This window comes from Bacillus sp. PS108 (assembly GCF_037963335.1).
GTDB classification, from domain to species: domain Bacteria; phylum Bacillota; class Bacilli; order Bacillales; family Bacillaceae; genus Bacillus; species Bacillus subtilis.
In genome coordinates, this window is the sequence record NZ_CP150155.1 from 1129406 (window position 1) to 1150317 (window position 20912).

The following is a 20912-nucleotide window of genomic DNA, read 5'->3' on the forward strand; positions in this document are numbered from 1 at the left end:
GCGGGGCTCTCGTCGTGAAGAGAGCCTCTGCCTATTATTTTTTATGGCGGTACATAGGCGTGAGATAGGGAAGTGAGGTCAGGCGGATGTTGTAGATGAAGTCGATGACTCTTGTCGATATCACCTGGCATATGAGGGCTTGAATGACGATGCCCCAGTCAATAATAGACGCGGTGACCATAAAAATGATGCAATTCATGATGAGCAGGATCGTTCCAGGATTCCCGCCGCGGTAGATAGAAATCATCAGAGCAAGGGCTCCGAATCCTCCGTTCGAAATTTTATATTTGTATAAAAGTCCGATTCCGAGTCCCAATAACACTGCGCCGCTTGCCAGATCAAGCCACAGGTTAGATGTGATATCAGGAAAAACTGCATCAAAGATCAATACCGAGACAGAGGTGACGGTGATAGAAGCGAGGGTGCCGGTGAATGTTCTCATCTCCAGCCATTTTAAAGCGGTAAAAAGCATTGATACATTCACAGCCCACACTGAAAATCCGTGGGGGATTTGAAACAGATAATGCAATAGCACCGCAATACCTGCTGCACCGCCTGTCGGAATATCATGCGGAAATAAAAACAAGGACATGCCGAGTCCTTGTAGTACGCCGCCTACGACAATCATAAACGTAAGTTTTGCTTTCATCAGCAGTTCAGCCATTAAGTCATTTGCTCCTTTATGAAAAGACTTGTCCGCTGTTTTCATTTTATGAGGCTGTCCATGATTTATGTCTCAAAATAAAGAAATGGCCCAGCTTAATAGGCTGAGCCATCCCACTTGTAGCGATTGACGATCTCCATATTGATCTCTGTGCCAATGCCTTTTCCTTTCGGGATGTGGACCATTCCTTTTGAAGGCTGCAGGCTGACGAGATCTGTAAAAGGATTCTCCATGACGTCCCACTCGATCGGTTCAATGTGATCGTTCTTCATTTTAGACCATGGGGGCAGACAGGCTTGTGCAAATAAAGCATAGAGCCGTGAGAGCGATCCGTCATATGCATGGGCGGATGCTCTGACGCCGAAATAACGCGCGAGCTGGAGGCAGTCCCGAAACTCATCAATTCCGTTGACATGCATGACATCGGGCTGAATGATATCCAAACAGCGCTGTGAAAGGAGAGGCACATATTGCGCCGGGCCTTTCATGTTTTCTCCGCCGGCAACAGGAACAGACAAACGGCTTCGAAGCATAGCGTAATCCTGCGGCTGATCAAAGGGCAAAGGCTCCTCAAGCCAGCCAATGTTCGTCCATTCGGAGAAATAGCGCTCCCATTTAAAAGCCGCAGCGGCATCGTAGCTTTGGTTTGCGTCCAGAATCATCGTAATGGAGCTGCCTGCTGTATGCTGCAGCGCATTGATGTGCCGGACATCCTCCTTGAATGAAGTCCCGCCAATTTTGACTTTGATTTGCTCAAAACCTTTTTTCAACTGGGCTTCAACATTGGAGACTGAGCGGCTGATCCATTGCGGGGAGTCTGAGTACGATTGAAAAGACGCGTACACAGGAATCTCCTCTCTGTATCGCCCGCCCCATAATTCGCAAACCGAACAATCCGCAGCTTTGGCTGCAATCTCTGTCAGCGCCATGCTTACAGCGGAGGCCGCCCGCTGGTGCCATTTTTGAATCGTGCGCACTAATGACAGGCGGCTGCCAGCCTGTTTTCCTAATAGAAATGGGATGATCCGCTTCGTAAAACCGACATGGAGAGCAGGGAGCCAATCAACGCATTCTCCCCAGCCGTCTATCCCGCTTTCGGTGATAATCCTGATGAGATAACAAGTCCGATATCGTTTAAACCCATTGGCATCTCCGTATGGCTTTTCTAATCGATGAAATAGCGGAAAGGTTTCAATCCGTACAATTTTCACACTGGGTGCTACCTTTCCTCAGCGGGCTGGAGCCGATTGCCAGCCATTTTAGGGTCTTCTTTTTCTTTTGTTTCTTCATTGTTTTGCTTCACATGGATGAGCATCATCACAAGAATCCCGACAACGAGAGTCAATCCCGCGATGCTTAAAAACATGCCGGGTCTGGACCATTGCATCAGGCGGCCGAAAATCGGAGGACCGATCGCTACCCCTAAGAAACGTACAGAGCCGTACAGCGAGGTGACAAATCCCCGTCTTTCTTTGCCGACAGCCCCGGTAATGAAACTGTTCACACAAGGAAGGACAAGACCTGAGCCTATACTGCTCAGTACAAGAACACTGATAAAAAGGACAAGATTTTCAATGAATGACAGTGCCGCGTAGGATACGGTCATGAACGCCAATCCAAGTACGATCAGCTTTTTCATTAACGATTGCTTTTGCCCGATTTTGCTTCCTGTTGTATAGGACGTCACACACATAACCAAAAGCGGGATCGCTAAAATTAAGCCTTTTTTCACGCCGTCGGTGTCGTATGTTTTTTCAAGAACATCTGAGAGATAAAACAGGATGCCGAATAAAGTAAACAAACAGGTCGCACCGGCTAAATAAGCGGTAAACAGCCATCTGCCTTCATGTTTAAAGACACTTAACAGCCCTTTTGCATATTGTCCGATTGGTGGCGGTTCTTTTTCCTTTTTCTTTTCTTTAATAAAAATCCAAGTCAGTACGATCGAAATGATACAAAACACAGGAAAGGCAAAAAACGCGCCATACCAGACAAGCAGGGCGATCAGCGAGCCAATGATCGGCGATAGCACTTTCCCCATGCCGTTTGAAGCTTCAACAAGGCCGAGCACCTTGCTCTCCTGGGCGCCTTTAAACAGATCTCCCGTCAGTGCCATGGCAATTGGGCCGGTTCCGGCTGCCCCGATTCCCTGTAACGCTCGTCCTGCCATGACCCAAGGATAGGCATTGTCAAAAAAACCTGCCGCAAACCCGGCTAACAAACCGCCGGCACCATACAAAATTAAGCAGGGAATAATGATGACTTTCCTTGAGAATCGGTCTGCGAGATAACCGACAATCGGAATCGCAAATGCTGCAATCAAGGAAAATACTGTGATCACGAGACTGACTTGAAATTGTGATAAATGAAGTTCAGATTTCATTTTTGGCAAAATCGGAATAAGCATCGAGTTTCCTAGGGTTAATATTAAAGGGATTGAACCGATTGCCACAATCGTCATTCCGTTATTTTGTTTTGATGATTCCATCTCAGAGCACACTCCTTTTCTTCTGCTTAGAATGTCCCTGATGGCTTCGTTTATTCAGCGATCAGACAGCAAAAAACCGAACAGAAGATACCTGTTCGGGAAAAAAGAGGGTTAACCGAGAGCCTGTGAAATCAAAGCATATAAGTGTCCATTTTGAATAGGCGCTTTTTTCTGATAGAACAAAATCGGAGGTTCATCATCTTTATGAAATCCCATTTCTATCAGGCTGTCATGCAGAGACGTGTGTTCACTCGGTATATCGATTCGCATCGGCCCTTGTTTGCCGGCCGCCAGCCTTGTAATTATCTGTGCTGCAACATCTGATGATGGAGCGATGATAGGGCCGAATTTCAAATTGGCCGGTGTCTGTACAGAAAGTCCGTAGCCAATGAGCTGTCCGTCCTGATTTCTGGCGATGATACATTCGCATGAAGCAGAAATAAGCTGCTGCAAAAGGTTTGATCGATCTCCGCCAAAGGCAGCCAGATCCGCCGCGGTTAAGTCGTGAAAGTCTTGTTCTCTAAAGGATGTCAGTTCAGCATCAAGCTTTTTTGTATAAGGTTGAAAACTGTGACAGCTGTACTTTCGCACTGAACCTGCCGTATGAAAACCTGCTTTTTCATAAAGCGGCAAACCTTCTTTTGTGGCGCAAAGCCTGATGGCGGTGTTTTCATCCGTTTGGGTAATACAGGCGTTTACCATACGCCGGCCAAGACCGAGCCGTTGATATTCTTTGTCAACGATCACGAGGCCGATAGAAGCAAGCCGGCCAAACAAAAACAAGCCGATGCAGGAAATAATATCACCGCTGACATTTTGATAGCCGAAAAAGCGTCCTTGCTGGACAAGCAGTGCCAGCTCTTGTTCGCCGTAATCCGGCCACCCGGCTTGCCTGCAAAGCCGCAATAGACTAGGGATATGTTCTTCATGAAGCTTAATCAGCTCATCGATTACCCTCATACAGATCACCTGCTTGTTTCGAGTTTTTTATACATGATGATATGTGTGCCTATGCCGGGAATCTCAAACGGTTCGCCGAGTTCTTCCCAGCCAAGCTTTGAATAGTAGCCTTTCACATGGCTTCTGGCATTGCACCAGACTGCCTGAACGCCGTTCTTTGCCAGTTTCTCTTCCGCGTGTTTGATCAGCGTGCTCCCGCCTTTTTGATCACGATATCCTTCAAGCGTTGCCATGCCTCTCAGCCGATATGCTGGGGATTCTGTTATTAATGGCTGATTTTGCGGGGAAAAAGAAGCGATGCTGATCAGCTTTCCTTCAAAAAACGCGCCGAGATGAAAGGAGCCTTTTGCATGATCCTCTTCATATTTGCATTGTTCAATGGATTGATGGGGACGCAGAATGCGGTGCCGAATTTCATATGTATCTTCCGCGGAAATGGTTTTGACTTCGAGCATAATGTTCCTCCTCATGACTGTTTTTCTATATCGTAACACGAATCCCGTTGAAAAAGACCGCCCGATTGGATCAGACAGTCTTTTAAGGGATTAATGCAAAAAGATATTTTGGCGCTGCTCATCTTTTTGCTGAATATATGAAGTGAGCTCAGCGGTTAAGTCAGATCTGAGGAAAGGCGTTATCAAGTAGATGCCGTTAAACAGCTCGCATGCCGTATCCAGCAGGGAGCGTGCAATTGCAAGGCCTTCCGCCTTTTGCTTTTCTTTATCTTCACCGGCATGGGCCATTTTTTCGCGAATCGTATCAGACAGCTTAATGCCGGGAATTTCATTATGGATGAATTCGGCATTCCGGCTGCTTGTCAGCGGCATGATGCCGATATAGATCGGCGTCTTCAGATGTTTTGTTTCGTTATGGATATCGACAAGCTGCTGCTCGGAATAGACAGGCTGAGAAACAAAATAATCTGCGCCGCAATCTATTTTTTTCTCAAGCCGTTTTACCGCTTTATCCAGATGGCGGACGTTAGGATTAAATGCGGCGGCAACTGAGAAATTCGTTTTCTTGCCGAGCGGTTTTCCAGACAGAGACAGACCTTCATTGAATTGTTTGATCAGCCTGATTAAATCAAAAGATGTTAAATCATATACAGACGTCGCACCAGGAAAATCCCCGATTTTAGAAGGGTCACCTGTAATAGCAAGCACGTCATTCAGCCCTAGCGTATCAAGGCCCATTAAATGTGACTGTAAGCCGATAATGTTACGGTCACGGCACGTAATATGGACAAGGGAACGCATATCGAGCTGCTGCTTGACAAGGGCACCGCAGGCAACATTGCTGATCCGCGGGGTCGCCAAAGAATTGTCGGCGAGTGTCAGGGCATCGATTCCCGCTTCTTTTAATTCAGCAGCAGCGGACAGAAATTTGTCAAAGCTCAGTTTTTTCGGCGGGTCCAGTTCTACGATAATAGAGCGTTTTTTCGCTGCGATCTCATCCAGGCCGGGCTCGGTTCGCTCGTGATGAACAGAAATGAATTCTTTGGCCCGGGTTTTGACTTCTTTTTCCGTAATCGGAGCCAGTCCGCCAACTGCTTCCGCCATCGCCCTGATGTGATTCGGCGTTGTGCCGCAGCAGCCGCCGATAATCCGCGCACCTTGCTTACGGAATTCTGACGCGCTGTTTTGAAAATACGTGCCGTCTGTTTCATAGACGAGCCGTCCCTCTTCAAGCGAAGGAAGACTGCTGTTCGGATAAACGGATAAGAATACGTCATCAAAAATTGGCACTTCGCTAAGCGCTTCAATCATGTGATAAGGCCCGAGCCGGCAGTTAATGCCGACGATATCAGCCCCGAGATCCGCAATCGATCGCAATGCTTCAGAAAGAGGTGTTCCGTCCTGCAATACGCCTTGCTCGTGCATGGAGACATTGAGCATTATCGGAAGATCAGTCTCTTTGCGCGCGATTTTCAGCACTTCACGGGCTTCTTCCAAATCATAATATGTTTCTAACAGCAAGCCATCCGGCTCTTCATGCAGCAGCAGATACAGCTGCTCGCGGAAGCTGCGCTTAATTTCGTCAAGACTGTACGCGTTTTTATTAAATGTGCGTATGCCGCCCATCGTTCCAAGCACGTATGCATCGCCTGCTGAAGCCCGCGCGATCTTTACGGCCTCCTGATTCATTTTTTTGATGTCATCCTCAAGCCCGTGTCTGGATAATTTAATATAGTTGGCCCCGTACGTATTCGTTTGAATAATGTTGGCTCCCGCTTCAACGTACGCTTTATGTATGCGCTGAATTTCCTCCGGCTTTGAAATATTGAGCTCCTCAAAACACCTGTCAATGCCATAGGAGTAGAGGAGCGTCCCCATGGCGCCGTCACCGATTAACACCTGTCTTTGCAAATCTTCTAAAAGTCCCATTGTCTGCCTCCTTTATTCACATCAGCAAGGAAAAAAGAGAAATAAAAAAAGTCCTCTTAAGAAGAAGACTTTGTCAGTGATTTTGTCTCTTCTTATCTTCCAAGCTGTTCGAGCTTGCTGGATTTAGCACCTTGGTCATGGCTGATCGCCATTACACCGGTTGCTGAAGCTTCGTCGGGCCAGTCCCTCTGCTTCTCTTGATAAGAACGGATATGAAATTTTCGTGTCAGGAAGTGCCAAAAGATACCTGGCGTTTTTCCCTTTCTCCAAATTTACCGAAAATAAAGACAATAATCAATAGGAATCAGAAAATTTATCTGAAATTTATAAATTGAACGTCAATTGGCAGATCTGCTCCCCGCACAGCTGAGATAATCTGCTGCAGGTCATCTTTGTTTTTTCCGGTGACACGCACTTGATCATCCTGCACCTGAGACTTTACTTTCAGTCCGGAGTTTTTGATGATCGTATTGATTTTTTTTGCGTTGTCCTTGTCAATGCCTTGAACAAGCTTTGCACGCTGGCGTACCGTTCCGCCTGACGCGTTTTCAACCTTGCCGTACTCAATGTTTTTTGTCGGTACGTTTCGTTTAATCAATTTGCTGACCAGCACATCTTTCAGCTGGCTTAATTTGAATTCGTCATCGGAAACGAGGACGAGCTCCTCTTTATCTAAAGAAATGTCGCTTTTGCTGCCTTTAAAGTCATATCGGGTACTGATTTCCTTCAGTGCAATTTGGATTGCGTTTTGCACTTCAGGCAATTCCACCTTGGATACAATATCAAATGAGCTTTCTTTAGCCATATGAAAACCTCCATAACATTTAACTTATGTGTTGATTATAGTAGAATAAAGAGAAACTTCCAACAGAACAAAGAATCAATTTGTGATGATTGGAAAAAATGTTAACAAAATCCGCAGAGGAATAAGCGGAACAGGAAGGACGATAGCATGAGACCAGGGCAGCAATTAACCTTGAGTATAGATCACCAAACCGACTTCGGTTACTTTTTAACCGATGGGGAAGATACGATTCTCTTACATAACAGTGAAATGACTGAGGATATCGAGGACAGAGACGAAGTAGAAGTCTTTATATACGTCGACCAGCAGGAAAGGCTTGCGGCCACGATGAAAATTCCGGTCATCAGCGCGGATGAATATGGCTGGGTTGAAGTGGTTGATAAAGTGGAGGATATGGGCGTTTTCGTTGATGTCGGTTTATCGAAGGACGCACTAGTCGCAACTGAGCATTTGCCGCCGTACGAAGATGTCTGGCCGCAAAAAGGGGACAAACTTTACTGTATGCTGAAGGTGACGAACCGGGGGCGCATGTTTGCGAAACCAGCGCCGGAAGATATCATCAGCGAACTGTTTACCGACGCTTCAGAAGATCTGATGAATAAAGAGCTGACAGGTACGGTGTACAGGCTGATCGCATCGGGTTCATTCGTGATCACGGATGACGGTATCCGCTGTTTTATTCACCCGTCAGAAAGAAAAGAGGAGCCAAGACTGGGTTCAAGAGTCACAGGCCGGGTGATTCAAGTGAAAGAAGACGGTTCAGTCAACTTGTCGCTGCTTCCGAGAAAACAGGATGCAATGTCAGTTGATGCTGAGTGCATTCTAACGTATATGAGAATGAGAAACGGTGCCATGCCGTACAGTGACAAAAGCCAGCCTGACGATATCAGAGAACGTTTTAATATGAGCAAAGCCGCCTTTAAACGCGCGCTGGGCCATTTGATGAAAAACGGAAAAGTGTATCAGGAAAATGGATGGACATACGAGAAAAAATAGCATGAAAACGGCTCGCCTGCAGCAGACTGCGGAGCGAGCCGTTTTTTTATGTCTAGTTTAATTCATCAACCAGTGTTCTGATTGCCATTTCGCGATCCACATTGTCTGAAATCGCAATCGGCGTAATATCAATGGCGAGAATGATCAGAATCAGGGCACCTGCTGCAGCAACATAAGAAACATAATAGAAATAGTTAGCGGTATCAACAGTGTTGACAAGCTCGGCCTGAACTCTGGATGTATCATCCTTAGAAGCGGCGATTTCCTTTGCAGCTTCTACTTTTTCTTCAACGATTTGACCTGCTTTTTTCAGCAGTTCATCCACTTTCAATGCATCTTTGCTGTAAACAGCTTTCTTCAGGTTATCAAAAAAGTCAGCATCCTCTTTTTTAATATCAGCGACAACCTGATTGGCAAAAGCCTTTGCCTGTTTTGTGTTGAGTTTGTCTGTCATCGCTTTATTAAAGACCTCTGGAAGCTGTTTGCCAACTTCCCCTTGGGCAAACACAAAGCCTTTAAAAATTTCCTCACCTGAATACTCAAGCTGCTTTGCCTGTGCCACACTTTCTTGCTGCTTCACCAAAAACACAGTCGTCACCAATACAACCGACAAAAATACTAGAAACGCCTTCTTCAAACTGAAACCTCTCCCTTCTTGTGTTTTTTATTCCACAACAGTCTGCGAATATATGTAAATTGAATCGTGGAATCGATAGGAGTGAGATACAATATCAAAATGCCGGCCATGATAATGGAAAAACTGATAAGGCCTAGCATGACTGCAAAAATCTCATGCATAAAAACAGCGATGATCAAAATCAATCTCCAATGCTTCTTCGGCGCAAACAGCGCCGCGAAGATGACAATTTGAACCAGCAGCGTCCCCCATGTCGGAATCACCACGAACGGACTTGTTACAATTGGCTTCGTTAACGCCTGAAAAAAGCCGTTGAAGCCAATGGTTTTTTCCTGGGCGAAATAATAGACGGCCGTTCCGTCCACCCATTCCTGCTGAGACAGCTTAGCGACGGTAGAGTGAAAATAAAGCACCGCCACTTGGATTCTGATCACAAAATAAGAAATAAAAGCTGTTATTTTTCCAAGTGTTCTTTTGCCCTCTATAGGTCTCGTACTCCAATGCCATTTTCTCGGATCGGTCAGCGTGATGGGAAGCAGTAAAAAGGTCATGACGGCTGCTGCCTGCTCGCCTCCGTCGATGACGATCAGCGATGACTGCAGGCTGTAACTGACATACCAATGCAGAACCCCGGTGATTCTGGGGCGCCAGCCAATGACAACAAGCACCAGAATGACAATGCAGACCCACCTGAAAAGATTTAACATCATATAGTTATTTTCGCCGAGGCAAAAGAGACTGAGATTCATTTTACAAGCTGGATAGCTGCTGATCCCGCTGGCTGGCTTCATAATGAGGCTCGGGTGATTGATGAGCAGCGTCAGCAGGCTGGATAGCGCAATGATGCTTCGCGCGAGGCCGTATACATTTGTCCACGGGTTTCTTTCGTCCCATCTGGTGATGGTCTGTTTTATGTTTTCGAGCATGAGATCACAACCTTGACTATGCTTTTTACCTGATAAGACGAAGGGGTGTATTTAGAATAGCTCCAAGGAACAATATCCTCTTTCGTCAAATAGTAGCTGCCACAAAGCAGCGGGCGGGGAGCGGGTGTTTTTAATTGCACGGTTTTGGCTTTGCTTTTGCATGCGCCGAGGTCCTTTTCTTTACATGCTGTCCACTGTTCCTTGTCGACTTGGCTGTAGATCACGCCCATTTCAACGCCTTGTGACCGCCCATACCGATACAGGCCGAATAGGTTGTCAGCCCTCATATTGGGCCATCTGACCTTGGCGCTGGCATTTTCAGCCTCATATAAGCCGATTGCAGTATCACGCGGATTTTTGCTGAAAAAGCCCCAGCCCTGAGGGAGGATGCTGGACATGAGAAATTTGGAGTCCTTTGTCAGCGGAATCGGGGTTGTCCCTAAGCTGCCAATAATAGAAAACAGAAATAGCGAACCCCAAAGGATTGAAAAAATGACAAAAAATGATATCGATTTCTGCATTCGACTGCTCCTTTTAACCTGAAGAATCGTTTTTACACTTTTCATAATATAAAAACATTTATGTAATAAAAAGGTTAAAAAGTATGAGAAATTCCATTTTTGTTAAAAGAAAAAACAGGACATTTTACACTGCTATATGTGATTGATATATAGTATTTTTTTCGATATATTTAAACCATGAAAACGAATCAAGTTAATGACCGCTGGATTGTTCAATTTCGAAAAGGGATTTTCGAGCTGGCCATCCTATCCCTTCTGCGTTCTAAACCGATGTACGGTTATGAGCTGACGTCATCCTTAAAAACCACCTCGGCGCTGGCTATTTCAGAGGGAGCGATTTATCCGATTTTGAAACGTATGACCGAGAAGGGATGGATCGAATTTTTTTGGGAAGATTCACTGGACGGCCCGAAAAGAAAGTATTACAAAATGACGCAAAAAGGAGAAGAAATGTTAAAAGAACGGCTGGAGAAATACCTGGAAACCCATCAAGCCTTACTGTCTTTATCGGGGGATTTGCTATGAATGGACAGCTTATCATTGACCGATACATGGAGGAACTAAATGCAGAGCTGGCGAATATGCCTGATGTAGAGAGAGAAAACGCTATCGACGAATTAAAGGGGCATATCACCGCTTTCGTTCAAGACAGAATCAAAGCCGGCCTTAGTGAAGAGGAACTGCAGGAAGCTGTTGAATCTGAATTTTCTCATCCGAAGGAGCTTGCCGAATTGATGATGGGTGATGGGGGAGAGACGAAAAGGAGGAGGTCTTTATTGGGCAAAAGCTGGATTTCGGTCCTTCTCATTGTCACGATTATCGCCCTGCCGCTGCTGCCGTCCGACTTCAGACATCTGCCGCTGGCTGTTTATTTAATGGTGCTCGCCGGATATGTATGGAAGCGGAAAAAATTGATGATGTTTGCAGGTGTCAGAAAAAACAAAATGCGCTCTCAAAAGGAGATTGTCAAGATTTCGCGAGTCGGTGCGGTTTATCTGCTGTTTTTAGCAGTGGTGCTTCTTTTGAGCCCGTTCCTCAATGCGCTTGTCGTCCTGCTGCTGATTGCAGTAAGCTGCGCCGCTTTTTTTCTTTTTCTTAACATCAAGTAATTTTGTAGGAGGCTGTAAGATGGAAATCAGCATCAATTATCTATTAATTGTTATCGCGCTTTTATTCTTTGTGGTTGCCTATTTTATCGGAATCAAAAAACAAACCTGGATGCTGGCTGGGTTTAACGAGGCGCGTATACGGGATAAAGACCGGCTGGCCAGAATAGCAGGCTACTTTTTCTTGAATTCCGGTTTGTTCATATTGCTGAATAGTTTTATCTCATTTCAAGGTCAGGAGCAGCTCATACCACCGCTTATACTGGCATATGGCGCAGGGGTTATTATTTATGTCAATAAAAAATTAGTAGAGTAGAAAAAGAAGGGCAGAGCGAAATATCTCTGCCCTTTTTTGGGGGAAAATAAGAACGAAGCACCACATACAAGTTTTTGTATTTTTGATAGGATGAAGAAAAATGGTAGATTCCAAAATAGGAAGGATGTGGTGTTTTGCGCAACTTGACCAAGACATCTCTATTACTGGCCGGCTTATGCACAGCGGCCCAAATGGTTTTTGTAACACATGCCTCAGCTGAAGAAAGCATCGAATACGACCATACGTATCAAACCCCTTCATACATCATCGAAAAGTCACCGCAGAAGCCGGTACAAAACACAACCCAGAAAGAATCGCTATTTTCCTATCTTGACAAGCATCAAACGCAGTTTAAGCTCAAAGGGAATGCGAACAGCCATTTTCGCGTTTCGAAAACCATAAAGGATCCAAAGACAAAACAAACGTTTTTTAAATTAACGGAGGTTTACAAAGGAATTCCGATTTACGGCTTTGAACAAGCGGTCGCGATGAAGGAAAACAAACAAGTGAAAAGTTTCTTTGGAAAGGTGCATCCGCAAATCAAGGACGTCTCCGTCACACCGTCTATTTCTGAGAAAAAAGCAATACATACAGCAAGGCGTGAGCTCGAGGCTTCCATTGGAAAAATCGAATATCTTGATGGGGAACCAAAAGGCGAATTATATATCTATCCACACGACGGTGAATATGATCTCGCCTACCTTGTGAGACTCTCGACATCTGAACCTGAGCCTGGCTATTGGCATTATTTCATCGATGCCAAAAACGGAAAGGTCATTGAGTCCTTTAATGCCATTCATGAAGCGGCAGGTACAGGAATCGGCGTATCAGGTGATGAAAAAAGCTTTGACGTCACAGAACAAAATGGGCGCTTTTATTTGGCTGACGAAACAAGGGGAGAAGGGATCAATACATTTGACGCGAAGAACCTGAACGAAACCTTGTTTACGCTTTTGTCTCAACTGATCGGGTATACGGGCAAAGAAATAGTCAGCGGCACGTCCGTATTTAATGAACCTGCGGCTGTAGACGCACACGCAAATGCGCAAGCCGTTTACGATTATTACAGCAAGACATTTGGCCGTGATTCTTTTGATCAAAACGGAGCAAGGATTACGTCTACCGTGCATGTCGGAAAACAATGGAACAATGCTGCGTGGAACGGTGTCCAGATGGTATACGGGGATGGAGACGGTTCGAAATTTAAGCCGCTGTCTGGATCGCTCGACATTGTCGCGCATGAAATCACACACGCAGTCACACAGTATTCCGCCGGTCTTTTATATCAAGGAGAACCCGGTGCATTAAATGAGTCCATTTCTGACATTATGGGCGCGATGGCTGACCGTGATGATTGGGAGATCGGCGAAGATGTCTATACTCCTGGTATTGCAGGAGATTCATTGCGGTCATTGGAGGACCCATCTAAGCAGGGAAATCCAGATCATTACTCGAACCGCTACACAGGAACAGAGGATTATGGCGGAGTCCATATCAATTCGTCCATTCACAATAAAGCAGCTTATCTTCTTGCAGAAGGAGGCGTGCACCACGGTGTACAGGTTGAAGGGATTGGGCGTGAAGCAAGTGAACAAATTTACTATCGGGCTTTAACATATTATGTAACGGCATCTACAGATTTCAGCATGATGAAGCAAGCGGCGATTGAAGCTGCCAATGATTTATACGGTGAAGGCTCGGAGCAATCAGCTTCAGTCGAAAAGGCGTATGAGGCTGTCGGCATTCTATGAGCAAACAAAAACAGTCAGGACACAGAGTCTGACTGTTTTTGTTTGCTCATTTTCTTAAAAAGAATATCGCCAATGTTCCTGGACCGGCATGCGAGCCGATTGCTGAACTGATTGGATGCATAATGATTTCTTTCGGCTTGAACGCTTCCTCAATCAGGTGTTTCATGTCCGTGGCTTTTTCTTTGTTCGCGGCGTAGCTGATCCCGACGGTTTGATTGCTCCAATCATCCCCGCGCTCTTTCATAAGCTCGATGATCCGTTTGAAAAGTTTCTTCTGTCCGCGAATTTTTTCCAGAGGCACAAGCTTGCCGTCCTCCATCTGAAGCAGCGGTTTAATATTCAACAGGCCGCCGACAAAAGCGGACGTTTTGGATATCCGGCCGCCCCTCGCGAGATATGTTAAATCATCAACGGTAAAAATGTGTTCAAGCTGGCTGCAAAAGTTCTTTACAGACGTTTCAATTTCTTGTATTGTATTCCCGTTGATACAGAGATCGGCAGCATGCCGGACAGCCAGACCGTATCCTAATGAAGCGCATTTGGAATCAATGACCCGCAAATCGAAATCGGGGAATTCCTCCTTCACTTCATTGGCGATCATTACAGCTGTCTGATACGTGCCGGAGAGACCTGAGGAAAAGGCAATGTAAAGAGCGGGATCACCTGTTTCGGCATATTGCAAAAACACATTTTTAATCGTTTGCGGTGAGGCTTGGGACGTCTTAGGCGTTTCTCCATTTTGCATCGCTTCAAATATTTGATCCGCATGAATTGTGACTGCATCTTCGAATTCTTTATCGCCGAGAGAAACCCTGAGCGGAATAAAGCCAATGCCTTTTTCTTCAAAATAAGAACGAGGCAAATCAGTGGCGCTGTCAGCGATGAGATGAACTGTCATATTGCTTCCCTTCTTTCCGTTATCGCTCGTTATCATGAGAGTTAAGCCAACTATATCATATTAATTTGCCAAAATCGTGTTCAAATATTTGTTTTAAGGGAAAACATAATAAAGAAGAAAGAGCGGAGGAACATGCCATGGTACTAGATCAAACAAAAAAATTACTCATCGTCATCATCGGCGCTTTACTCAATGCTGCCGGGCTGAACTTATTTTTGATACCTGCAGATGTATATGCCAGCGGATTTACAGGTGTTGCCCAGCTTTTATCAAGCGTCGTTGATCAATATGCCCCCTTTTACATATCGACGGGAACGCTCTTGTTCCTCTTAAACATTCCGGTCGGTATTTTAGGATGGCTGAAGGTCGGCAAATCGTTTACAGTGTACAGCATTTTAAGTGTCGCACTCACTACTCTGTTTATGGGGATCCTGCCGGAAACAAGCCTGTCACATGACATTTTGCTGAACGCGGTGTTCGGCGGCGTCATTTCCGCAGTCGGTATCGGCTTAACATTAAAATACGGAGCTTCGACAGGCGGGCTTGATATCGTCGCCATGGTGCTTGCAAAGTGGAAGGATAAACCCGTCGGCACGTATTTCTTCATTCTGAACGGGATTATCATCTTGACGGCAGGATTATTGCAAGGTTGGGAGAAAGCATTATATACCCTGGTTACGCTGTATGTGACAACAAGGGTGATCGACGCCATTCACACTCGCCACATGAAGCTCACGGCAATGATCGTGACGAAAAAGGCGGACGAAATCAAGGAAGCCATTTACGGAAAAATGGTGCGCGGCATCACAACTGTTCCGGCAAAAGGAGCTTTTACGAACGAACAGAAAGAAATGATGATTATCGTCATCACGAGGTATGAACTGTACGATTTAGAAAAGATCGTCAAAGAAGTTGATCCGAAAGCATTTACGAACATTGTTCAAACGACAGGGATTTTTGGTTTCTTTAGAAAAGACTGACGAAAGCAGGTGGAAGTCGTGAAACGGCTGCTTGTGATGCTCCTCCCCGTGCTGCTTTTGATAGGCTGCGGGAAAGATGAGCAGACAGAACCCGATAAGGAGGTATCAGGCGGAATGGAGAATCAAGAGGTTGTTTTATCTATTGACGCAATTCAGGAGCCTGAACAAATCAAGTTTAACATGTCGCTGAAGAACCAAAGCGAACGTGCTATTGAGTTTCAATTCAGCACAGGGCAAAAATTTGAACTTGTCGTGTATGATTCTGAGCACAAAGAAAGATACCGTTATTCGAAAGACAAAATGTTTACGCAGGCTTTTCAAAACCTGACGCTTGAATCTGGAGAAACATATGATTTCTCTGATGTGTGGAAGGAAGTCCCGGAGCCCGGAACCTATGAGGTAAAGGTGACATTTAAGGGCAGGGCGGAAAATCTCAAGCAGGTTCAGGCTGTTCAGCAGTTTGAAGTCAAATAAGAGGCTATGGCGAGTCGCCATAGCCTTTTTTTATTGGAGTTTGTCCAGCTGATTTTGAAATTGATGCAGCTGTTGACGTTCCGCATCTGTCGAATTGGCATACGCAGAAGATACAGCATTTTTGGCTCTCAGAATCGCTTGCTCCTGATCGCCTTCCTCAAAGCCGTTTGTCACCATGACCGCCTGTTGAACAAATGATTTTGCCTGCTGAAACAGTTCATTTCTCATTTAATATTCAACCTGGCTTTCGGCCGAGTCTCGTGCCGCGGCATGCTGGTGAGCTTCTTCTAAAGTAGACCGATATGGAAATCTTGCGGCGTGTAGCCCGATGGAGTCTTTACCCTGCTGAATAAACCTTCTGGATTTGCTTCGTTTACCCATTTTGAGACTGCCCCCTTCCATACTTTGACGAGATGAGTCGTCTTCAATAGTATGGTAGGGCAAAGTAAGGTTTATGAGTGGGAAAAATTAATACGGACCTTCTTTAAAGTGAGAAATATTCTTTCAAAAACCTTGCAACGCCGTCCTCTTCATTTGTAGCCGTTGTTCGGTTGGCAATCTGCTTGACCGCGTCAATTCCATTTCCCATTGCAACGCCGCAGCCTGCAAATTCAAGCATTTCCAAATCGTTATCCTCATCCCCGAAAGCAATGATCCGCTCCCTCGGCACGCCGTAATAATCGCTGATTTTCTGAAGGCCGACCGCTTTATTCATGCCGCTTTTGATAATTTCAATGACATGCCACGGTGCAGCCCATCTTCTATGGTCGATTACCTCGGCATGCACATCTGATAAATATGAGCGTATTGCCGGCACATCCTCTTCTTTTGCATGTATGAGTACAGAAGTCACATCTTCACCAAGATTTTCCCGCAAGTCTCCGACCGTTACATTTGTTGTGTTCATGTTAAAGGCATCTATCAGGTGCTCATCATGGTAATGAAAGTATACGTCGTCAATCACTTCAGCAAGCACGTTATGTACGTTGTAGCTCTCGCTGATATCCACGAGCTGTTTGACAACATCAAGCGGCAGTGACGTATGATACCGTCCCCAGCTGTCGTCTTGCGGATGATGGACAAATGCTCCGTTAAAATTGACAATTGGCGTTGTCAGCTCCATCTGCTGGTAGTACATGGAACTTGAACGATACGGACGGCCTGTTGAGATGCAGACATAATGCCCGTCATCTTTTAGGCGCTGTATCGTCTGAAGGGTGTTTTCAGATATGGTTTTATCATCCTTTAATAATGTTCCATCTAAATCTAATGCGATTAAATAGGGTTTTGTCTCCATGAAAAGCTCCTTTAACCTTAGATTTTGCTTGTTTTGCCTTACTTACAGTGTAGCTTTTTACCATCTTTATTGTCTACATGTTACACTTATGATTATGGTTATCCTAAGGAGGGGCACATTGTGATACAAATTGAGAATCAAACCGTTTCCGGTATTCCGTTTTTACATATTGTAAAGGAAGAGAACAGGCACCGCGCTGTTCCTCTCGTATTCTTTATCCATGGTTTTACAAGCGCGAAGGAACACAACCTTCATATTGCTTACCTGCTTGCGGAGAAGGGCTTCAGAGCCGTTCTGCCGGAGGCTCTGCACCATGGGGAACGGGGAGAAGAAATGGCTGTCGAAGAGCTGGCGGGCCATTTTTGGGACATCGTCCTAAACGAGATTGAAGAGATCGGCGTGCTTAAAAACCATTTTGAAAAAGTAGGCCTGGTAGACGGCGACCGCATCGGTCTCGCAGGCACGTCAATGGGCGGCATCACAACGCTTGGCGCTTTGACTGCATATGATTGGATAAAAGCCGGCGTCAGCCTGATGGGAAGCCCCAATTACGTGGAGCTGTTTCAGCAGCAGATTGACCATATTCAATCTCAGGGCATTGAAATCGATGTGCCGGAAGAGAAGGTACAGCAGCTGATGAAACGTCTCGAGTTGCGGGATCTCAGCCTTCAGCCGGAGAAACTGCAACAGCGCCCGCTTTTATTTTGGCACGGCGCAAAAGATAAAGTTGTGCCTTACGCGCCGACCCGGAAATTTTATGACACGATTAAATCCCATTACAGCGAGCAGCCGGAACGCCTGCAATTTATCGGAGATGAAAACGCTGACCATAAAGTCCCGCGGGCAGCTGTGTTAAAAACGATTGAATGGTTTGAAACGTACTTATAAAGCACTAAGTTATTAACAAGAGCTGAATTTACGTTATACTGTAGAAAAAAGGAGTGAGGGAACGTGGAAGAAGCATTAAAAGAAAACATCATGGGCGCCCTGGAACAGGTTGTCGATCCTGAGCTTGGCGTTGATATCGTGAACCTCGGCTTGGTATATGACGTTGATATGGATGAAGATGGCTTGACGCACATCACCATGACGCTAACATCAATGGGATGCCCTTTAGCGCCGATTATCGTGGATGAGGTGAAAAAAGCATTAGCGGACCTTCCTGAAGTGAAAGACACAGAGGTTCACATTGTATGGAATCCGCCTTGGACTAGGGATAAAATGTCCAGATACGCAAAAATTGCGCTTGGCATTCAATAAAACAAAAAAGGACAGCCTGACATGTGAGGCTGTCCTTTTTTACAGCTGAAAGGAGTGAAAGGAAATGATGTACCTGCTGGCAGTTTTATGCCCGCCGCTTGCTGTTTTGTTTTCGGGAAAACCGTTTCAGGCCTTGCTGAATCTCATATTGACCTGTATCTTTTGGCTGCCGGGCGCGATTCACGCCTGCTTTATCGTCGCCGACCGCCGTGCCGAAAAACGGGCAAGAAGATAATTTGGAAAAATGAGGACGCAGTCATGGTATAATGGTCATAAAAACAGCAGGGAGAGCACTATGAAAAAGAAATTGCTTGCATTCGCGCTTTGTACTGGCGCGTATGCGGCCCTGTTTGCGTACTCTGTGAACTCAGAGCAAAAAACAGCCACAAGCGAGATGACGGATGTCAGCCGCCTGATGCCTGTAAAAATAAAGCAGACAGTGAAAGGGCAGGAAGAGGAAATGCTCATTGACACAGTCAAAGAGGCAAATCGAAAAAACATAAAAATTTCAATCGCCGGGGCCCAGCACTCCATGGGCGGCCATACATATTATGAGGACGGCATCGTTCTCGACATGACGGGCTACAACAAAATCCTGTCACTCGATCAAGAGAAGAAAACCATCAGGGTGCAAAGCGGTGCAACGTGGAATGATATCCAGAAATACGTGAATCCATACGGACTCGCGGTAAAAGTCATGCAGTCACAAAACATTTTTACAATCGGCGGATCTCTCAGCGCAAATGCACACGGACGTGATATTCGCTACGGCTCGCTAATTGATACAGTCAAATCATTCCGGCTTTTAAAAGCTGACGGGATGATTATCACTGTCACTCCAAAAGATGATTTGTTTACGGCGGTCATCGGAGGGTACGGCCTTTTTGGCGTGATTCTTGATGTAACGCTTGAGCTGACAGATGATGAGCTGTATGTCATGAAGACAGAAAAAATGAATTACAGCACATACTCAGACTATTTTTCAAAGCATGTAAAAGGAAATCCAGATGTCCGAATGCATCTGGCGCGAATTTCAACAGCGAAAAAAGGATTTCTGAAAGACATGTATGTCACGAATTACGTATTGGCTAATCATCAGGATCAGCTGTCCTCATACAGCGAACTTAAAGAAGACGAGTATACGGGAGCCACAAAGTTTGCACTCGGCTTGTCAAGACGGTATGAATGGGGGAGGAATTGGCTGTGGGACACACAGCAATCCTATTTCCTGAGCCAGAACGGCACAGAGATTTCACGCAATAACGTCATGCGGTCCGAATCAAAGTTTCTTGAGTATGAAAACAATGACAACACAGATGTTTTGCAAGAATACTTTGTGCCCGTGAAGGAGTATGGGTCCTATATTGATGACCTGAGACAAACGCTGTCGGACGAAGATCTGAACCTGCTGAACATTACGATCCGCTACGTGCAGAAAAATGAAAAGGCCGACCTTTCCTATGCGAAGGACGATATGTTTTCGCTCGTACTATTAATAAACGAGGGCTTTTCAAAAGAAGACCAGGCAGATACCGCCCGAATCATCAGGCGCATGACAGACGTTGCCATCAAGCACGGCGGCAGCTATTATCTGCCTTATATGACCTACCAGACAAAAGCGCAAATGAGACAGGCATATCCGAAAAGTGAAGCGTTTTTTCAGAAAAAACGAACCTATGACCCGGATGAGCGCTTTATGAATTACTTTTATCAGAGGTATAAATAATGGGGAAAAACAAATTAAAATGGCTGACATTATCACAAAGCAGCGTGTTTTTCGCAAGCAGCTTAATCTTTCCGTTTTATATTCTGTTTGTGAAAAATATCGGCTCAAGCTACACACAGTTCGGTTTTTCCTACGGATTGTTCGGGTTGAGCGGAGCGCTTATTTACCCGCTCCTCGGACGGCTGTCTGAAAGGTTTGACAGCCGTTATTTTCTGCTTCTGAACTCGTGGGGGATGGCTGTTCTGCTTTTATATGTCCCGCATATCGGAAGCGTCGTTCAAGTGTATATCGTCCAAGTGCTGTTAGGGCTCTTTGGAGCGATGCAAAAGCATGGAGAAAAAGTGCTGATCGCTAATTTTACAGACAGTGGAGAGCGTGGAAAGAAGATCGGGAATTACCATTTTTGGACAGCTGTCTTTTCAGCAGCAGCCATTATGCTCGGGGGCTTTCTCGCTGACTTTTTCACAGTGCAAATGATTTTTTATGCAAGCTCTATTCTATATTTTTTGAGTGGATTGATGATGATGAAAACAGGCTGACGCGGTCAGCCTGTTTTTTTATGCGGCTGAAATGCGGCACCGCATCAACGTTTTTGTGCTGGAGTCGTGCTGATTTTTTTTGAGCGGAATTCCCATTGAACAGAAAATTTATAAATGAATAAAAATATTAAATATACGATTGAATTAATTTTTATTCATGTTATAATGTTAAATAATTTCACAA

25 protein-coding genes, 1 pseudogene and 1 riboswitch are annotated in these 20912 nt (G+C 45.4%); of the genes and pseudogenes, 12 read left to right on the forward strand and 14 right to left on the reverse strand.

The window, feature by feature from the left end:
- Window positions 1–34: 34 nt before the first annotated feature.
- The 7 genes from NSQ16_RS05795 to NSQ16_RS05825 form a co-directional block, all read right to left on the reverse strand.
- Window positions 35–664, reverse strand: a complete 630-nt coding sequence (locus NSQ16_RS05795; RefSeq protein ID WP_009966972.1) for a YitT family protein — start codon at window positions 662–664, stop codon at window positions 35–37.
- 95 nt (window positions 665–759) lie between these two features.
- The gene (locus tag NSQ16_RS05800) at window positions 760–1875 is read right to left on the reverse strand and encodes a mandelate racemase/muconate lactonizing enzyme family protein (protein ID WP_003245056.1); all 1116 of its coding nucleotides are present in this window, start codon (window positions 1873–1875) and stop codon (window positions 760–762) included.
- An 8-nt stretch (window positions 1876–1883) separates the two neighbouring features.
- On the reverse strand, window positions 1884–3152 hold the full coding sequence (locus tag NSQ16_RS05805) for an MFS transporter (RefSeq protein ID WP_003245414.1): 1269 nt from the start codon (window positions 3150–3152) through the stop codon (window positions 1884–1886).
- Window positions 3153–3263: 111 nt separating this feature from the next.
- Window positions 3264–4112: a GNAT family N-acetyltransferase gene (locus NSQ16_RS05810; RefSeq protein WP_029726280.1), complete on the reverse strand. Its 849-nt coding sequence runs from the start codon at window positions 4110–4112 to the stop codon at window positions 3264–3266.
- Window positions 4113–4117: 5 nt separating this feature from the next.
- Window positions 4118–4567 (reverse strand): GNAT family N-acetyltransferase, encoded by a 450-nt coding sequence (locus tag NSQ16_RS05815; protein WP_029726279.1) that lies wholly within the window; start codon window positions 4565–4567, stop codon window positions 4118–4120.
- A 90-nt stretch (window positions 4568–4657) separates the two neighbouring features.
- Window positions 4658–6496 carry a bifunctional homocysteine S-methyltransferase/methylenetetrahydrofolate reductase gene (locus NSQ16_RS05820; protein WP_029726278.1) on the reverse strand — a complete coding sequence of 613 codons (1839 nt, stop codon included), beginning with the start codon at window positions 6494–6496 and terminating at the stop codon, window positions 4658–4660.
- Between the two features lie 89 nt (window positions 6497–6585).
- A riboswitch (SAM riboswitch) is annotated at window positions 6586–6703 on the reverse strand.
- Window positions 6704–6809: 106 nt separating this feature from the next.
- On the reverse strand, window positions 6810–7301 hold the full coding sequence (locus NSQ16_RS05825; protein ID WP_014479415.1) for a YajQ family cyclic di-GMP-binding protein: 492 nt from the start codon (window positions 7299–7301) through the stop codon (window positions 6810–6812).
- Between the two features lie 98 nt (window positions 7302–7399).
- Here NSQ16_RS05825 and NSQ16_RS05830 point away from each other — a divergent pair.
- Window positions 7400–8297 (forward strand): annotated as a pseudogene (locus tag NSQ16_RS05830) (S1 RNA-binding domain-containing protein).
- 52 nt (window positions 8298–8349) lie between these two features.
- On the opposite strand, the gene NSQ16_RS05835 reads toward NSQ16_RS05830, so the two are convergent.
- Genes NSQ16_RS05835 through NSQ16_RS05845 form a run of 3 tightly spaced genes read right to left on the reverse strand, consistent with a single transcriptional unit; the run spans window position 8350 to window position 10381 of the window.
- Complete coding sequence (locus NSQ16_RS05835; RefSeq protein WP_003244950.1) at window positions 8350–8934, reverse strand: sporulation delaying protein family toxin; 585 nt, start codon at window positions 8932–8934, stop codon at window positions 8350–8352.
- On the reverse strand, window positions 8931–9860 hold the full coding sequence (locus tag NSQ16_RS05840) for a sporulation-delaying protein SdpB family protein (protein ID WP_032730460.1): 930 nt from the start codon (window positions 9858–9860) through the stop codon (window positions 8931–8933). Before NSQ16_RS05840 ends, NSQ16_RS05835 begins: the two co-directional genes overlap by 4 nt.
- Window positions 9845–10381 (reverse strand): SdpA family antimicrobial peptide system protein, encoded by a 537-nt coding sequence (locus NSQ16_RS05845; protein WP_041850995.1) that lies wholly within the window; start codon window positions 10379–10381, stop codon window positions 9845–9847. The genes NSQ16_RS05840 and NSQ16_RS05845 overlap by 16 nt, the downstream gene beginning before the upstream one ends.
- A 177-nt stretch (window positions 10382–10558) precedes the next feature.
- Here NSQ16_RS05845 and NSQ16_RS05850 point away from each other — a divergent pair, with 177 nt between their 5' ends.
- The 4 genes from NSQ16_RS05850 (at window position 10559) to nprB (ending at window position 13554) form a co-directional block, all read left to right on the forward strand.
- Window positions 10559–10906, forward strand: a complete 348-nt coding sequence (locus NSQ16_RS05850) for a PadR family transcriptional regulator (protein ID WP_003245674.1) — start codon at window positions 10559–10561, stop codon at window positions 10904–10906.
- Window positions 10903–11490 (forward strand): hypothetical protein, encoded by a 588-nt coding sequence (locus NSQ16_RS05855; protein ID WP_048654860.1) that lies wholly within the window; start codon window positions 10903–10905, stop codon window positions 11488–11490. Before NSQ16_RS05850 ends, NSQ16_RS05855 begins: the two co-directional genes overlap by 4 nt.
- A 19-nt stretch (window positions 11491–11509) precedes the next feature.
- Window positions 11510–11803, forward strand: a complete 294-nt coding sequence (locus NSQ16_RS05860; protein WP_048654861.1) for a DUF3784 domain-containing protein — start codon at window positions 11510–11512, stop codon at window positions 11801–11803.
- Window positions 11804–11937: 134 nt separating this feature from the next.
- On the forward strand, window positions 11938–13554 hold the full coding sequence (gene nprB / locus NSQ16_RS05865) for a neutral protease NprB (RefSeq protein ID WP_048654862.1): 1617 nt from the start codon (window positions 11938–11940) through the stop codon (window positions 13552–13554).
- 46 nt (window positions 13555–13600) lie between these two features.
- Here nprB and NSQ16_RS05870 read toward each other — a convergent pair whose 3' ends face one another.
- Window positions 13601–14452 carry a DegV family protein gene (locus tag NSQ16_RS05870; RefSeq protein ID WP_003245785.1) on the reverse strand — a complete coding sequence of 284 codons (852 nt, stop codon included), beginning with the start codon at window positions 14450–14452 and terminating at the stop codon, window positions 13601–13603.
- Window positions 14453–14589: 137 nt separating this feature from the next.
- Between NSQ16_RS05870 and NSQ16_RS05875 the strand changes: the two genes are divergently transcribed.
- A complete protein-coding gene (locus tag NSQ16_RS05875; RefSeq protein ID WP_003245017.1) occupies window positions 14590–15432 on the forward strand; it encodes a YitT family protein in 843 nt (280 codons plus the stop codon).
- An 18-nt stretch (window positions 15433–15450) separates the two neighbouring features.
- Window positions 15451–15906, forward strand: a complete 456-nt coding sequence (locus NSQ16_RS05880) for a BsuPI-related putative proteinase inhibitor (RefSeq protein WP_014479419.1) — start codon at window positions 15451–15453, stop codon at window positions 15904–15906.
- Between the two features lie 30 nt (window positions 15907–15936).
- Here the strand turns inward: NSQ16_RS05880 and NSQ16_RS05885 are convergent, their stop codons facing one another.
- The 3 genes from NSQ16_RS05885 to yitU form a co-directional block, all read right to left on the reverse strand.
- A complete protein-coding gene (locus NSQ16_RS05885) occupies window positions 15937–16134 on the reverse strand; it encodes a DUF3813 domain-containing protein (protein WP_003245613.1) in 198 nt (65 codons plus the stop codon).
- Window positions 16135–16287 carry a hypothetical protein gene (locus NSQ16_RS05890; protein ID WP_017695668.1) on the reverse strand — a complete coding sequence of 51 codons (153 nt, stop codon included), beginning with the start codon at window positions 16285–16287 and terminating at the stop codon, window positions 16135–16137. It abuts the gene before it with no gap.
- A gap of 103 nt (window positions 16288–16390) precedes the next feature.
- Window positions 16391–17203 (reverse strand): 5-amino-6-(5-phospho-D-ribitylamino)uracil phosphatase YitU, encoded by an 813-nt coding sequence (gene yitU / locus NSQ16_RS05895; RefSeq protein ID WP_014476412.1) that lies wholly within the window; start codon window positions 17201–17203, stop codon window positions 16391–16393.
- Window positions 17204–17323: 120 nt separating this feature from the next.
- Here yitU and NSQ16_RS05900 point away from each other — a divergent pair, with 120 nt between their 5' ends.
- The 5 genes from NSQ16_RS05900 (at window position 17324) to NSQ16_RS05920 (ending at window position 20728) form a co-directional block, all read left to right on the forward strand.
- Window positions 17324–18091: a prolyl oligopeptidase family serine peptidase gene (locus NSQ16_RS05900; protein ID WP_038427598.1), complete on the forward strand. Its 768-nt coding sequence runs from the start codon at window positions 17324–17326 to the stop codon at window positions 18089–18091.
- A gap of 63 nt (window positions 18092–18154) precedes the next feature.
- The gene (locus NSQ16_RS05905) at window positions 18155–18463 is read left to right on the forward strand and encodes a metal-sulfur cluster assembly factor (RefSeq protein ID WP_003232998.1); all 309 of its coding nucleotides are present in this window, start codon (window positions 18155–18157) and stop codon (window positions 18461–18463) included.
- Window positions 18464–18527: 64 nt separating this feature from the next.
- Window positions 18528–18698 carry a YqaE/Pmp3 family membrane protein gene (locus tag NSQ16_RS05910; RefSeq protein ID WP_003232996.1) on the forward strand — a complete coding sequence of 57 codons (171 nt, stop codon included), beginning with the start codon at window positions 18528–18530 and terminating at the stop codon, window positions 18696–18698.
- Between the two features lie 60 nt (window positions 18699–18758).
- The gene (locus tag NSQ16_RS05915; protein ID WP_003232994.1) at window positions 18759–20189 is read left to right on the forward strand and encodes an FAD-binding oxidoreductase; all 1431 of its coding nucleotides are present in this window, start codon (window positions 18759–18761) and stop codon (window positions 20187–20189) included.
- The gene (locus tag NSQ16_RS05920; RefSeq protein ID WP_003232993.1) at window positions 20189–20728 is read left to right on the forward strand and encodes an MFS transporter; all 540 of its coding nucleotides are present in this window, start codon (window positions 20189–20191) and stop codon (window positions 20726–20728) included. The genes NSQ16_RS05915 and NSQ16_RS05920 overlap by 1 nt, the downstream gene beginning before the upstream one ends.
- The last annotated feature ends 184 nt before the right edge of the window (window positions 20729–20912 follow it).

What these genes read in the sequence shown, in the direction of transcription:
- NSQ16_RS05795 (WP_009966972.1), bottom strand. Translation starts at nt 664, where the DNA reads ATGGCTGAACTGCTGATGAAAGCAAAACTTACGTTTATGATTGTCGTA.
- NSQ16_RS05805 (WP_003245414.1), bottom strand. Translation starts at nt 3,152, where the DNA reads ATGGAATCATCAAAACAAAATAACGGAATGACGATTGTGGCAATCGGT.
- NSQ16_RS05810 (WP_029726280.1), bottom strand. Translation starts at nt 4,112, where the DNA reads ATGAGGGTAATCGATGAGCTGATTAAGCTTCATGAAGAACATATCCCT.
- NSQ16_RS05815 (WP_029726279.1), bottom strand. Translation starts at nt 4,567, where the DNA reads ATGCTCGAAGTCAAAACCATTTCCGCGGAAGATACATATGAAATTCGG.
- NSQ16_RS05820 (WP_029726278.1), bottom strand. Translation starts at nt 6,496, where the DNA reads ATGGGACTTTTAGAAGATTTGCAAAGACAGGTGTTAATCGGTGACGGC.
- NSQ16_RS05825 (WP_014479415.1), bottom strand. Translation starts at nt 7,301, where the DNA reads ATGGCTAAAGAAAGCTCATTTGATATTGTATCCAAGGTGGAATTGCCT.
- NSQ16_RS05840 (WP_032730460.1), bottom strand. Translation starts at nt 9,860, where the DNA reads ATGCTCGAAAACATAAAACAGACCATCACCAGATGGGACGAAAGAAAC.
- NSQ16_RS05845 (WP_041850995.1), bottom strand. Translation starts at nt 10,381, where the DNA reads ATGCAGAAATCGATATCATTTTTTGTCATTTTTTCAATCCTTTGGGGT.
- NSQ16_RS05850 (WP_003245674.1), top strand. Translation starts at nt 10,559, where the DNA reads ATGAAAACGAATCAAGTTAATGACCGCTGGATTGTTCAATTTCGAAAA.
- NSQ16_RS05855 (WP_048654860.1), top strand. Translation starts at nt 10,903, where the DNA reads ATGAATGGACAGCTTATCATTGACCGATACATGGAGGAACTAAATGCA.
- NSQ16_RS05860 (WP_048654861.1), top strand. Translation starts at nt 11,510, where the DNA reads ATGGAAATCAGCATCAATTATCTATTAATTGTTATCGCGCTTTTATTC.
- NSQ16_RS05870 (WP_003245785.1), bottom strand. Translation starts at nt 14,452, where the DNA reads ATGACAGTTCATCTCATCGCTGACAGCGCCACTGATTTGCCTCGTTCT.
- NSQ16_RS05875 (WP_003245017.1), top strand. Translation starts at nt 14,590, where the DNA reads ATGGTACTAGATCAAACAAAAAAATTACTCATCGTCATCATCGGCGCT.
- NSQ16_RS05885 (WP_003245613.1), bottom strand. Translation starts at nt 16,134, where the DNA reads ATGAGAAATGAACTGTTTCAGCAGGCAAAATCATTTGTTCAACAGGCG.
- NSQ16_RS05890 (WP_017695668.1), bottom strand. Translation starts at nt 16,287, where the DNA reads ATGGGTAAACGAAGCAAATCCAGAAGGTTTATTCAGCAGGGTAAAGAC.
- yitU (WP_014476412.1), bottom strand. Translation starts at nt 17,203, where the DNA reads ATGGAGACAAAACCCTATTTAATCGCATTAGATTTAGATGGAACATTA.
- NSQ16_RS05910 (WP_003232996.1), top strand. Translation starts at nt 18,528, where the DNA reads ATGATGTACCTGCTGGCAGTTTTATGCCCGCCGCTTGCTGTTTTGTTT.
- NSQ16_RS05915 (WP_003232994.1), top strand. Translation starts at nt 18,759, where the DNA reads ATGAAAAAGAAATTGCTTGCATTCGCGCTTTGTACTGGCGCGTATGCG.
- NSQ16_RS05920 (WP_003232993.1), top strand. Translation starts at nt 20,189, where the DNA reads ATGGGGAAAAACAAATTAAAATGGCTGACATTATCACAAAGCAGCGTG.